This is a genomic window from Pseudomonas sp. MWU16-30317 (genome assembly GCF_020515695.1).
In the GTDB taxonomy this organism is placed as follows: Bacteria; Pseudomonadota; Gammaproteobacteria; order Pseudomonadales; family Pseudomonadaceae; genus Aquipseudomonas.
Genome location: NZ_JAIWJA010000010.1, coordinates 119,210 through 131,106, shown reverse-complemented (window position 1 = coordinate 131,106; position 11,897 = coordinate 119,210). Strand labels below are relative to the sequence as shown.

The following is an 11,897-nucleotide window of genomic DNA, read 5'->3' as shown; positions in this document are numbered from 1 at the left end:
GGCCCACGGCGTCCATCAAGGAGCGTTACCCATGAGTATTCCATTCTGGTGTGTGTTCATCAGTGCGCTGTTGATTTTCGTGGCGCGAGTGCCAGTGACTCGCGAGATGAAGGCGCAGGGTTACGACAACCATAATCCACGGGCGCAGCAGGCGAAGTTAAGCGGGCTGGGTGCGCGTGCAGTGGCGGCGCATCAAAACTGCTGGGAGGCATTCACGTTGTTTGCGGTGGCGGTGCTGATGGCGCACACCACGCAGACTCAGGGGTGGCTGATCGATCTGCTGGCGATCCTGTTCGTGATCACTCGGGTGCTTTATCTGTTCCTGTACTGGAACGACAAGTCGAGCCCGCGCAGCCTGGTATGGCTTGTCGGTTTGATCTGCACCTTCTTGATCATGCTCAGCCCGGTGTATCGCCAGATCGTCATGGCGACGATCTAGGTCTACGTGGGGGCGCGATGTGCCCGCGAAGCTTTTCGCAGACACAGCCCGCTCCCACAGGGATAGACGCAGTTACGGCTTGGTGGCCGGCACAGGCTGGGTTTCCGGAGCTTTTTGCATCATCGCGCCGTTCTGTTCCTTGGCGGCTTCCTGAGCGGACTGATTGCTGTCTTTGGCCGCTTCAGCGTTTTCTTTCGCTGCATCATTCATTTTGCTTTGTGCCTGGTCCATTTTTTCCTGGGCCTGTTCGGCGTGCTGCTGGGCGTCTTGCGCCTTGTCTTCGGATTTTTTGTCGCAGGCCGCGAGGCCCAGGGCGGCAGTCAGCATCAAGGTCAATGCCAGAGATTTACGCATGGGGTGTTTCTCCTGTTTTATAGTGTTCACGCCCCCCTTCGAGCCGATACCCAATTTAAAGTTCCTTTCACTTGGGTGAACGCAAGTGATGGATCACTATAGGTTTTTTGCTCGGCGTCGCGCGCCCGTCACGGTTTCAGGTAAGCCGGCTCTCTGCCACGGGCTGTGCAGCGTGCGGATACATTTGCCTGGCATCGCATCGACATACCTGGCCTTGAAATCCTCAGTCACGCCCCCATCTGTTGCTCATCCCGCCGCAAACCGGCCAGTGCCGAGCGTGTCGCTCAGCTCAAGGTAAGCGGCTTCTGCCATCTGATTGGAGTGTGTGACCATGAGCGTGGAAACTCAAAAAGAAACCCTGGGCTTCCAGACCGAGGTGAAGCAACTGCTGCACCTCATGATCCATTCGCTGTATTCCAACAAGGAAATCTTCCTTCGCGAATTGATCTCCAACGCTTCCGACGCCGTCGACAAGCTGCGCTTCGAAGCCCTGGCCAAGCCAGAGCTGCTTGAAGGTGCTGGCGAGCTGAAGATTCGTGTGAGCTTCGACAAAGACGCCAAGACCGTCACGCTCGAAGACAACGGCATCGGCATGAACCGCCAGGACGTGATCACACACCTGGGCACCATCGCCAAGTCCGGCACTGCCGACTTCATGAAAAACCTCAGCGGCGACCAGAAGAAGGACTCGCACCTGATCGGTCAGTTCGGCGTGGGCTTCTACTCGGCGTTCATCGTCGCCGACCAGGTCGAAGTATTCAGCCGTCGTGCCGGCACCGCTGCCAGCGAGGGTGTGCACTGGTCGTCCAAGGGCGAAGGCGAGTTTGAAGTCGCCAACGTCGACAAGGCCGAGCGCGGCACCCGCATCGTGCTGCACCTCAAGGCGGCTGAAGACGAGTTCGCCGACGGCTATCGCCTGCGCAACATCATCAAGAAGTACTCGGATCACATCGCCCTGCCGATCGAATTGCCTAAAGAGCAGGCGCCCGCCGCTGAAGGCGAAGAGCAGCCCGCGCTGGAGTGGGAAACCGTCAACCGCGCCAGTGCCCTCTGGACCCGCCCACGTACCGAGATCAAGGACGAGGAATACCAGGAGTTCTACAAGCACATCGGTCACGATTACGAGAACCCGCTGAGCTGGAGCCACAACAAGGTCGAAGGCAAGCTGGAATACAGCTCGTTGCTGTACGTGCCGGCCCGCGCGCCGTTCGACCTGTACCAGCGTGAAGCCCCGCGCGGCCTCAAGCTCTATGTGCAGCGCGTGTTCGTCATGGACCAGGCAGAATCCTTCCTGCCGCTGTACCTGCGCTTCATCAAGGGTGTGGTCGATTCAAACGACCTGTCGCTGAACGTATCGCGTGAAATCCTGCAGAAGGATCCGATCATCGACTCGATGAAATCGGCCCTGACCAAGCGCGTGCTGGACATGCTGGAAAAATTGGCGAAGAACGAACCCGAGCAATACAAGGGCTTCTGGAAGAACTTCGGCCAGGTCATCAAGGAAGGCCCGGCTGAAGACTTCGCCAACAAGGAGAAGATCGCCGGCCTGCTGCGCTTCGCGTCGACTCACGACAGCAGCGGCGAGCAATCCGTCGGCCTGGCTGAATACCTGGCTCGCGCCAAGGAAGGTCAGGACAAGATCTACTTTCTGACCGGCGAATCCTACGCTCAGGTCAAGGACAGCCCGCACCTGGAAGTCTTCCGCAAGAAAGGCATCGAAGTGCTGTTGCTGACAGATCGCATCGACGAGTGGCTGATGAGCTACCTGACCGACTTCGATGGCAAGGGCTTCGTTGACGTCGCCCGTGGCGACCTGGATCTGGGTAAGCTGGATTCCGACGAGGACAAAAAAGCCCAGGAAGAAGTCGCCAAGGACAAGGAAGGCCTGGTCGAGCGCCTCAAGGCTGCGCTGGGTGATGTGGTCAGCGAGGTGCGGGTTTCGCATCGCCTGACCGACTCGCCGGCGATTCTGGCCATCGGGGAGCAGGACCTGGGCCTGCAGATGCGTCAGATCCTCGAAGCGAGCGGGCAGAAAGTGCCGGACTCCAAGCCTATCTTTGAATTCAACCCGGCCCACCCGCTGATCGAAAAACTGGACAACGAGCAGAGCGAAGACCGTTTCGCCGACTTCTCGCACATCCTCTTCGACCAGGCCGCACTCGCGGCAGGGGACAGCCTGAAAGACCCGGCGGCGTATGTGCGTCGCCTGAACAAGTTGCTGGTTGAGCTGTCAGTCTAACCAGTCGCAGATCAAACCCGCTTCGGCGGGTTTTTTCGTTACAGTCGTCAAGACTTCAATTGGGGAATAAATCCATGAGCGCAGTCACTGTTCAATCCGTTGTCTATCAGATCGATGGCATCGATTACGAAAGCCGTCTGGTGTATGACGCAGATGTCGTTTCCCCACGTCCTGGGCTGGTGATGGCCCCCAACTGGATGGGCGTCAGCGAAGGCGCTGAGCGTATCGCCCAGTCCGTGGCTTCCAAAGGCTACGTAGTGCTGCTGGCTGACCTCTATGGGCAGGCGGTGCGTCCACAGAATGGCGATCAGGCTGCAGCGGCGATGACACCGTTGAAGAATGATCGTGCACTGCTGAACAAGCGTATGCAAGCGGCGCTGGATCAGTTGCAAAGCCAGACCGTAGCCAGCGTCAACAGTGCCAAGCTGGCGGCTTTCGGTTTCTGCTTCGGCGGTTGCTGTGCATTGGAGTTGGCCCGCACCGGTGCGCCATTGAAGGCGGCAGTGTCGTTCCACGGTACTCTGGATACGCCGAATCCGGCTGATGGCAAGAACATCAAGGGCAAGGTCCTGGTGTTGCATGGCGCCAGTGACCCGCTGGTTCCCAAGGAGCAACTGCCAGCATTCGAGAAGGAAATGAACGACGCTGGTGTGGATTGGACCCTGACCAGTTTCGGCGGCGCGTATCACTCGTTCACCGATACCGAAGCCAACAATCCTGGCGTGCAGATGTACAACAAGACGGTCGCCGATCGTGCGTTCGCCTCGATGCACTACCTGTTGGATGAAGTGTTCCAGGACTGATCCGCGCTTGCCTCACCACAGCTCAAAGCAAAAACAAAAAAGGCGCCTTTCGGCGCCTTTCTTGTTAAGCAAGGTCGAACCTTACTTGCCCTGCCAGCGTTGCAGTACCAGGGTAGCGTTGGTGCCGCCGAAGCCGAAGCTGTTGCTCATCACGGTGTTGAGCTCGACGTTTTCCTTGGTCACCGTCTGGATCGGCAGATCGGCGACCGCTGGATCCAGCTCGTCGATGTTGGCCGAACCTGCAATGAAGTTGCCTTCCATCATCAGCATGCAGTAGATCGCCTCATGCACGCCCGCAGCGCCCAAGGAGTGACCCGACAGGCTCTTGGTAGAGCTGATGGCAGGTGCCTTGCCAGCGAACACCTCACGTACACCTTTGATCTCCGCGACGTCGCCGACCGGAGTCGAGGTGCCGTGGGTGTTCAGGTAGTCGATTGGTGCGTCGACGGTAGACATTGCCATCTGCATGCAGCGGATGGCGCCTTCGCCGCTCGGTGCGACCATGTCGTAGCCATCGGAAGTGGCGCCGTAGCCGACGATTTCAGCGTAGATCTTGGCGCCGCGGGCGAGGGCGTGTTCGAGCTCTTCGACCACCACCATGCCGCCACCACCGGCGATGACGAAACCGTCACGGTCGTTGTCATAGGCGCGGGAGGCTTTCTCCGGGGTGTCGTTGCGCTTGCTGGACAACGCGCCCATTGCGTCGAACAGGAACGACTGGCTCCAATGCTCTTCTTCACCGCCGCCGGCAAAGACGATGTCCTGCTTGCCCATCTGAATCTGCTCCATGGCGGTGCCGATGCAGTGAGCGCTGGTGGCGCAGGCCGAAGCGATCGAGTAGTTCAGACCCTTGATCTTGAAGGGGGTAGCCAGGCAAGCCGACACCGTGCTGCTCATGGTGCGGGTAACGCGGTACGGGCCGACGCGCTTGACGCCTTTTTCGCGCAGGATGTCCAGCGCTTCCATCTGGTTGAGGGTCGACGCGCCGCCGGAGCCGGCGATGAGGCCGGTGCGGGGGTTGGAGACCATCTCTTCCGTCAGGCCCGAGTCCTTGATGGCATCGGCCATGGCAAGGTACGCGTATGCGGCGGCGTGGCCGACGAAGCGGAAGACTTTACGGTCGATCAGCTCTTCGAGGTTGAGGTCGATGGAGCCGGAAACCTGGCTGCGCAAACCCATTTCGGCATATTCCGGGTTGAATCGGATGCCAGGGCGGCTCGCCCGCAGGTTTGCGGAGACGGTGTCTTTGTCATTGCCCAAGCAGGAAACAATGCCCAGACCAGTGATAACGACGCGGCGCATGCGGATAACCCTTAGAAATTTTCGGTGGATGTGAACACGCCGACCCGAAGGCCTTCGGCGGTGTAGATCTGCTTACCGTCAACGCTGACAGTACCATCGGCGATTGCCAGGTTCAGCTTGCCCTTCATGACACGCTTGATCTGGATGTTGTACGTGACCTTCTTGGCGGTCGGCAGTACCTGACCGGTGAATTTCACTTCGCCCGAGCCCAGTGCGCGACCGCGACCAGGCAAACCCTGCCAGCCGAGGAAGAAGCCGACCAACTGCCACATGGCGTCGAGGCCCAGGCAGCCCGGCATTACCGGGTCGCCTTCGAAATGGCAGGCGAAGAACCACAGGTCCGGGTTGATATCCAGCTCGGCGACCAATTCACCTTTGCCGTATGCACCGCCTTCTTCGCTGATATGAGTGATGCGATCCACCATCAGCATGTTGCCGGCGGGCAGTTGCGCATTACCTTGGCCGAACAGCTCACCGCGACTGCAGCGCAGCAGGTCTTCCCGGGTAAAGGCGTTTTGTTTGGTCATGCGAGCTCCTCAATAGTCCCTGCCTGGCAGGGGGCAAATCTTCCCGATCGACCCGTTGGATGAAGGCCGAGTCGGCAGCCTGTACATAGACTATTGCGTAATGATGAAAGTCACAGCACAGAGTATACGAATGTACAGGTGTGCACTGAAATGGTTTTTCGGACGTTTTTTTTGGTCCAAGTAAATGTCAAAGACTCCCGTACTCTAACATTTTCGTCACCTGGTGGCAGCCGTTTAGCGCTAATGCCCGCCGATGTGTCTGCGTAGCAGGGCGCAGAAGGGCTCGCCCAAGGCGGTAATGACGCGTTTCAGGATATCCAGCGCTGCAGGATCAGCAACAGATCGCTGCGTTTGAACGGTTTGGCCAGGTAATCGTTCATCCCGGCGTCGATACAGGCTTCCCGATCGCCATGCAGCGCGTTGGCGGTGAGTGCAATGACAGGAACGTCGTTATGCAACGTTAGCAGACGAATTCTGCGTGTGGCTTCGTATCCGTCGATGACCGGCAGACGACAATCCATCAGTACCGCATCGAAGCGCAAACGCGATACTTCCGTCACTGCCTGGGCGCCATCGCCGACCACGCTGACGGTGAAGCCCAGGCTGCGCAGCATGGCTTCGATAACGGTCTGGTTGACCGGATTGTCTTCCACCAGCAGCACGTGCAGGCCGGTCCCGATGGTCTTGGTGCCATCGTTGGGACTCGATCGTGCGGGCGCTGGCAGGCTAACCACCAGCGGCGGGTTGCTCAATGCCAGCGGCAGTTCCAGGGTAAAGGTGGATCCCTGGCCGACCTCGCTGTCGGCATGCAGGGTGCCGCCCATGCGCTCGGCCAGGTTGCGCGCGATCGGCAGGCCCAGGCCGGTGCCGCCGTAGCGCCGGGAAATCGAACTGTCGGCCTGGCGGAAGGCGACGAACATCGATTCGAGGTTCTGCGCGCTGATACCGATGCCAGTGTCGCTCACCGTACAGGTCAGCCAGATCAGGTCGTGGTCCAACGCCTGGCTGGAGACTTCGATACGCACATGGCCCGCCTCGGTGAACTTCAACGCGTTGCCGATCAGGTTGACCAGTATCTGCCGGATGCGCGTCGGGTCGCCGGCGACGTGCACGCCACGCAACGCTGCACCGATTTCCAGCTCCAGGCGCAGCCCGCGCTGCTCGGCATCGAGGCGGAAGGGCTGGGCAATCAGTTCGATCAGTTGCGGCAAGTCGAAAGCGATGTGTTCCAGTTCCAGGTTGGCGCGCTCGATACGCGAGAAATCGAGAATGTCGTTGATGACCTTGAGTAAGTGTTCGGTCGATTGAGTCGCCAGCGCGGCATATTCCTTCTGCTCGTCGGTCATCTGTGTGGTTTCGAGCAACTGCAGCATGCCCAGCACGCCGTTCATGGGTGTGCGCAATTCGTGGCTCATCATCGCCAGGAATTCCGATTTGGCGCTGTTGGCGCGTTCTGCTTCTTCGCGGGTATGGATGAGTTCGTCCATGGCCACGCGCTGCTCGTGGCTGGCTTGCTGCAGCCCGGTGGCCAGTTCGTTGAGGTGGCGCGCCAGTTCGCCCAGCTCGGTATCGCCAGGGGGTACCGGCAGTACGGCCTGGAAGTCGCCCTCGCGAATGGCAGTGACGGCGGCGCTCATGTCGCTGATCGGTTGTGACAGGTCGCGGGACAGGCGCCGGGCCAGCAGGAAAGTCAGAATCAAGGCGAACAGCGCCAGCACACCGGCCTTGAGGACGATCTCCTGCTGGCGCTGGCTGAACGCGTCATCCGACATGCCGACAATCACTCGACCCAGATACTCGGGCAGTTCGCCGCTGATCTCGCTGGGTGGCACGCCGCGCTCGGTGGCGTCCTTGAGAGCGTTGCGCTGCTGGCGAATGGGAGCCTGGAACACCTCGATGCGTCGGGACGGCGTGTCGCCTTCGCTGGGCTGCTCGACGTAGGCGAGGATGCGGTCCTGAGCATTCTGGATTTCCAGGAAACGCACATGGGGAATCGCCAGGGTGGCGTTCATCAGTGCTTCAAGCACGTCAGTGTTACCCGTCACTACGCCGTATTCGGAGGCGGGGGCCAACTGGTTGGCGATCAACTGGCCGGTGTGGTTGAGTTCCTGGCGCAGGTCCTGGATGCGGACGAAGGTGAAAAAACAGATCAACAGCAGCGTCAGCAAGATCGCCGGGCCCAGGCTGATCAGCTGGGTGCGGGTATGGATATCCCACTTGCGCCGCAGCTTCACCGGCGCCTCCGATCAACGCCCACGACAACGGGATCGACGCCAGGGACGCTCGATGAACGAGGGGAATGAAGGGGGTGGGATTGCACGACAGCAGTGTGTCCACAAAGATTTATGAAGCATGGTAACTGACTGTTACGACATTTTCAGTCACATACATGCATTCTCGACGGAGAACCGCGTCGCTGGCGCTGTCCTACCCCATAGCGTGTGCGCGACCGCACGCCGAAGGACTGGTGGTGCCGACACCGCCCCGTATAATGCGACCTTTGTCACTGTAACCCGCTAACGGATTGAATATGACTGATAAACAGCCTGTGGCAGTGCTAGGCGGTGGCAGTTTCGGGACCGCCGCCGCCAATCTGCTGGCCGAGAATGGTCATCGCGTGCTGCAGTGGATGCGCGACCCCGAGCAGGCCCGTGCCATGCGCGAGCAGCGGGAGAATCCACGCTACCTCAAGGGCATCAAGGTGCATCCAGGCGTGGAGCCGGTCACCGACCTGCTGGCCACGCTCGAAGCGGCGCCGCTGATTTTCGTGGCCCTGCCGTCCAGCGCCCTGCGTGCGGTATTGGCCGACCACGAGGCGCTGCTGGCGGGCAAGATGATGGTCAGTCTGACCAAGGGCATCGAGGCCCAGTCGTTCAAACTGATGAGCGAGATCCTCGAGGAGATCGCTCCGCGAGCGCGTATCGGTGTGCTCTCCGGGCCGAACCTGGCCCGTGAAGTGGCCGAGCACGCCCTGACCGCCACCGTCATCGCCAGCGCCGACGAGCAGCTCTGCCAGAGCGTCCAGCAGGCGCTGCACGGCCCGACGTTTCGGGTGTATGCAAGCACCGATCGCTTTGGCGTCGAGCTCGGCGGCGCGCTCAAGAACGTGTACGCGATTATCGCCGGCATGGCCGTGGCGCTAGGCATGGGCGAGAACACCAAGAGCATGCTGATCACCCGTGCCCTGGCGGAGATGACCCGCTTTGCCGTCAGCCAGGGCGCCAACCCCATGACCTTCCTCGGGCTCGCCGGCGTCGGCGACCTGATCGTCACCTGCTCGTCGCCCAAGAGCCGTAACTATCAGGTCGGTTTTGCCTTGGGCGAAGGCCTCAGCCTGGAAGAGGCGGTCAGCCGCCTGGGCGAAGTAGCGGAGGGCGTCAACACCCTCAAGGTGCTGAAAGCCAAGGCGCAGGAGGCGCAGGTCTATATGCCACTGGTCGCCGGGCTACACGCGATTCTGTTCGAGGGTCGTACCTTGAAGCAGGTCATCGAAGTGCTGATGCATGCCGAACCCAAGACCGATGTCGATTTCATCTCGATCAGCGGTTTCAATTGATTGCTCGCCAAGGTACTGCGCCATGAATGCTCCCCGTCCACCCTCGACCCATGAATCGATCATTCTGCGCATCGTCTGGATGCTGGTGTTCGTCCTCGTCTGGCAGGTCGCGCAGTTTCTGCTCGGCGCGCTGGTGTTGGTACAACTGATCTACCGTCTGATCTACAGCGCGCCGAACGCCGGGCTGATGAACTTCGGCGACAGCCTGAGCCAGTACCTGGCGCAGATCGGCCGTTTCGGCAGTTTTCATACCGAGCAAAAGCCTTGGCCGTTCAGCGACTGGCCGGCGTCGCGCCCACCGGAAGGCGAAGCTCCCCACAGCGTGCCGCCCGCCGCGCATCCGGTGCGCGACGAGGACCCCAAGCTATGAAGCTATGGGTACTGCGCCATGGTGAGGCGCACCATCAGGCGCCGACCGATGCCGAGCGAGAGCTGACCGAGGCGGGGCGCGCAGAGGTGCTGCGCAGCGCAGCGCATCTGCAAGGGCTGGCGCTGGACGCTATCTATGCCAGCCCCTATGTTCGGGCGCAGCAGACGGCGAAGTTGGTCCGCGACGCACTCGGTCATGGCGAACCCATCAGGACAGTGGCGTGGCTGACACCTGATCAGTCGCCGAGTGCAGTCATCACTCAGTTGGAGGCGATAAAGCTGGAAAACATCCTGCTGGTCAGCCATCAACCCCTGGTCAGCACCTTGCTCGGGCTGCTGGACAACCATGAACATCACATGGGTACCGCCAGCCTGGCAGAGCTGGACGGCGAGTGGCCGTTGGCCGGGTTGATGACGCTCAAGAGCCTGCGGCACGCTTGACCCTCGCCGCAGCCGCTGTGCCCGAACTGGCGTAGCCGCGCGCCTTGGCGACTGACCGGAACGCCGTTGGCGATGGCGTTTCCGGGCATTGCCCATCTGCGACTTGCTGCGGACAATCCATGCGTGCGCTCCTGCCTTTGAAGTTTTTGTTCCGGACGATTGATCGTATGCCGCAGCTCCTGTTCTTCGCCCACGCCAATGGTTTCCCCTCTGCGACCTACGGCAAGCTGTTTGCTGCTCTGTCAGCGCAATTCACGGTTGTCCACCTTCCCATGCACGCCCACGATCCGCGCTTTCCGGTGGACGACAACTGGACCAGCCTGGTAGACGAGTTGATCCTGCACCTCGAGGCCCAGCCCGAGCCCATCTGGGGCGTGGGACATTCTCTGGGCGGAGTGCTGCAACTCCATGCCGCGCTGCGGCGCCCAGACCTGTATCGGGGCGTGATCATGCTCGATTCGCCGCTGCTCACCACGCGCGACCAATGGGTGATTCGCGCCGCCAAGCGCTTGGGTCTGATCGACCGTTTGACGCCTGCCGGGCGCACCTTGGGACGGCGCGAGGAGTTCGCCGACCTGGCTTGCGCCCGTGAGTATTTCGCGGGCAAGGCGCTGTTTCGCCATTTCGATGCGCAATGCCTTGAGGCCTATCTGCAGCACGGTTTGCGAGTCGAGGGGCAGGGGTTGCGGCTACGCTTCGATCCAGCCACGGAAATCAGCATCTATCGCAGCGTCCCTCATCTGCACCCCGTGCGCCTGCAGCAGTTGCAAGTGCCGCTGGCATTGGTGGGCGGGGTGCAAAGCCAGGTGGTGCTGCGTCATCATGCGCGAGCGGCTCAGCGACTGGCCCAAGGGGAGTTTCATGGCGTACCCGGTGGGCACATGTTTCCCCTTGAGCGGCCGCTGCAAACGGCCGAGCTGATCCGTGAGGTTATTACCCGCTGGCAGGCGTCAGCGTCAATCCGTCATCAGGAGTCTTGTCTATGAAGGCCGTGCAAGAGTTGAGATTGACCTTGCCGCATATCGAATTGGCCGCTCATGCGTTCGGGCCCGAAGACGGCCAGCCGGTGCTGGCCCTGCATGGCTGGCTCGACAACGCCAACAGTTTCGCGCGCCTGGCACCACGCCTGCACGGGCTGCGCATCGTGGCGCTGGACATGGCCGGGCACGGGTTTTCCGATCATCGTCCGGCGGGTGCCAGCTATGCCCTCTGGGATTATGCCCACGACGTGCTGCAGGCTGCCGAACAACTGGGCTGGGAGCGCTTTGCCTTGCTCGGGCATTCACTCGGCGCGATCGTTGCGACACTCGTCGCTGGCGCCGTGCCGGAGCGCATCGAGCGGGTGGTGCTGATCGACGGTATCGTGCCGCCCAATCCGCTGCCCCATGATCCGGTGGCGCGCATGGGCCTGGCACTGCGCGAGCAGTTGGCGCTCGGACGCAAGCGCAAGACTGTACATCCGACGCTGGAGCGGGCCATCGAAGCGCGGATGAAAGGCCACGTCGCGGTATCGCGAGAGGCCTCCGAACTACTGGGCGAGCGCAGCCTGATGCCAGTGCCGGGCGGCTTCACCTGGCGTAGCGATTCGCGCCTGATGCTCAGTTCGCCGGTGCGCCTGAGTGAGGAGCAGGCATTGGCATTCGCCCGTGCCATCGAGTGCCCGGCCCAGTTGATCATCGCCCAGGACGGGCGCTTGGCACAGGAGACCGAGCTGCTCGGGCGCCTGCCGTGGGCCCCGGTATTCCTGCCAGGCGGCCACCACTTGCACCTCAATGATGAGGCCGGCGCCGATCTTGTCGCAGACTGTATCAATAGATTCTTCGCCGTTCCTTGACTTGCACCAGTGAACTGCCGAGGCTTGGCGGGT

12 protein-coding genes are annotated in these 11,897 nt (G+C 61.0%); 8 read left to right on the top strand and 4 right to left on the bottom strand.

What is annotated here, in order from left to right; translation table 11 throughout:
• The first annotated feature begins 31 nt into the window (after positions 1-31).
• Complete coding sequence (locus LIX93_RS24225; RefSeq protein WP_226506600.1) at positions 32-439, top strand: MAPEG family protein; 408 nt, start codon at positions 32-34, stop codon at positions 437-439.
• Between the two features lie 72 nt (positions 440-511).
• On the opposite strand, the gene LIX93_RS24220 is transcribed toward LIX93_RS24225, so the two are convergent.
• Entirely contained in the window at positions 512-793 is a 282-nt protein-coding gene (locus LIX93_RS24220; protein ID WP_226506703.1) for a hypothetical protein, read from the bottom strand.
• A gap of 331 nt (positions 794-1,124) precedes the next feature.
• Between LIX93_RS24220 and htpG the strand changes: the two genes are divergently transcribed.
• A complete protein-coding gene (gene htpG / locus LIX93_RS24215; protein WP_226506599.1) occupies positions 1,125-3,032 on the top strand; it encodes a molecular chaperone HtpG in 1,908 nt (635 codons plus the stop codon).
• A gap of 74 nt (positions 3,033-3,106) precedes the next feature.
• A complete protein-coding gene (locus LIX93_RS24210) occupies positions 3,107-3,835 on the top strand; it encodes a dienelactone hydrolase family protein (RefSeq protein WP_226506598.1) in 729 nt (242 codons plus the stop codon).
• 81 nt (positions 3,836-3,916) lie between these two features.
• Here LIX93_RS24210 and fabB read toward each other — a convergent pair whose 3' ends face one another.
• The 3 genes from fabB to LIX93_RS24195 all read right to left on the bottom strand — a co-directional run bounded on the left by fabB (position 3,917) and on the right by LIX93_RS24195 (position 7,898).
• Entirely contained in the window at positions 3,917-5,137 is a 1,221-nt protein-coding gene (fabB, locus tag LIX93_RS24205) for a beta-ketoacyl-ACP synthase I (protein WP_226506597.1), read from the bottom strand.
• Positions 5,138-5,148: 11 nt separating this feature from the next.
• On the bottom strand, positions 5,149-5,664 hold the full coding sequence (fabA, locus tag LIX93_RS24200) for a 3-hydroxyacyl-[acyl-carrier-protein] dehydratase FabA (protein ID WP_226506596.1): 516 nt from the start codon (positions 5,662-5,664) through the stop codon (positions 5,149-5,151).
• A gap of 308 nt (positions 5,665-5,972) precedes the next feature.
• Positions 5,973-7,898, bottom strand: a complete 1,926-nt coding sequence (locus LIX93_RS24195; protein WP_226506595.1) for an ATP-binding protein — start codon at positions 7,896-7,898, stop codon at positions 5,973-5,975.
• 296 nt (positions 7,899-8,194) lie between these two features.
• Here LIX93_RS24195 and LIX93_RS24190 point away from each other — a divergent pair, with 296 nt between their 5' ends.
• The 5 genes from LIX93_RS24190 (at position 8,195) to LIX93_RS24170 (ending at position 11,864) form a co-directional block, all read left to right on the top strand.
• On the top strand, positions 8,195-9,220 hold the full coding sequence (locus tag LIX93_RS24190; RefSeq protein WP_226506594.1) for an NAD(P)H-dependent glycerol-3-phosphate dehydrogenase: 1,026 nt from the start codon (positions 8,195-8,197) through the stop codon (positions 9,218-9,220).
• 22 nt (positions 9,221-9,242) lie between these two features.
• Positions 9,243-9,590, top strand: coding sequence for a DUF4389 domain-containing protein (locus LIX93_RS24185; RefSeq protein WP_226506593.1), 348 nt, complete (start codon positions 9,243-9,245; stop codon positions 9,588-9,590).
• Entirely contained in the window at positions 9,587-10,030 is a 444-nt protein-coding gene (gene sixA, locus LIX93_RS24180) for a phosphohistidine phosphatase SixA (RefSeq protein WP_226506592.1), read from the top strand. The genes LIX93_RS24185 and sixA overlap by 4 nt, the downstream gene beginning before the upstream one ends.
• A gap of 167 nt (positions 10,031-10,197) precedes the next feature.
• Complete coding sequence (locus LIX93_RS24175; RefSeq protein WP_226506591.1) at positions 10,198-11,016, top strand: alpha/beta hydrolase; 819 nt, start codon at positions 10,198-10,200, stop codon at positions 11,014-11,016.
• Complete coding sequence (locus LIX93_RS24170) at positions 11,013-11,864, top strand: alpha/beta hydrolase (RefSeq protein WP_226506590.1); 852 nt, start codon at positions 11,013-11,015, stop codon at positions 11,862-11,864. The genes LIX93_RS24175 and LIX93_RS24170 overlap by 4 nt, the downstream gene beginning before the upstream one ends.
• The last annotated feature ends 33 nt before the right edge of the window (positions 11,865-11,897 follow it).

Excerpts from the sequence above, each read along its gene's own strand:
- LIX93_RS24190 (WP_226506594.1), top strand. The coding sequence starts at position 8,195 with ATGACTGATAAACAGCCTGTGGCAGTGCTAGGCGGTGGCAGTTTCGGG.
- sixA (WP_226506592.1), top strand. The coding sequence starts at position 9,587 with ATGAAGCTATGGGTACTGCGCCATGGTGAGGCGCACCATCAGGCGCCG.
- htpG (WP_226506599.1), top strand. The coding sequence starts at position 1,125 with ATGAGCGTGGAAACTCAAAAAGAAACCCTGGGCTTCCAGACCGAGGTG.
- LIX93_RS24175 (WP_226506591.1), top strand. The coding sequence starts at position 10,198 with ATGCCGCAGCTCCTGTTCTTCGCCCACGCCAATGGTTTCCCCTCTGCG.
- LIX93_RS24185 (WP_226506593.1), top strand. The coding sequence starts at position 9,243 with ATGAATGCTCCCCGTCCACCCTCGACCCATGAATCGATCATTCTGCGC.
- fabA (WP_226506596.1), bottom strand. The coding sequence starts at position 5,664 with ATGACCAAACAAAACGCCTTTACCCGGGAAGACCTGCTGCGCTGCAGT.
- LIX93_RS24225 (WP_226506600.1), top strand. The coding sequence starts at position 32 with ATGAGTATTCCATTCTGGTGTGTGTTCATCAGTGCGCTGTTGATTTTC.
- LIX93_RS24220 (WP_226506703.1), bottom strand. The coding sequence starts at position 793 with ATGCGTAAATCTCTGGCATTGACCTTGATGCTGACTGCCGCCCTGGGC.
- LIX93_RS24210 (WP_226506598.1), top strand. The coding sequence starts at position 3,107 with ATGAGCGCAGTCACTGTTCAATCCGTTGTCTATCAGATCGATGGCATC.
- fabB (WP_226506597.1), bottom strand. The coding sequence starts at position 5,137 with ATGCGCCGCGTCGTTATCACTGGTCTGGGCATTGTTTCCTGCTTGGGC.
- LIX93_RS24170 (WP_226506590.1), top strand. The coding sequence starts at position 11,013 with ATGAAGGCCGTGCAAGAGTTGAGATTGACCTTGCCGCATATCGAATTG.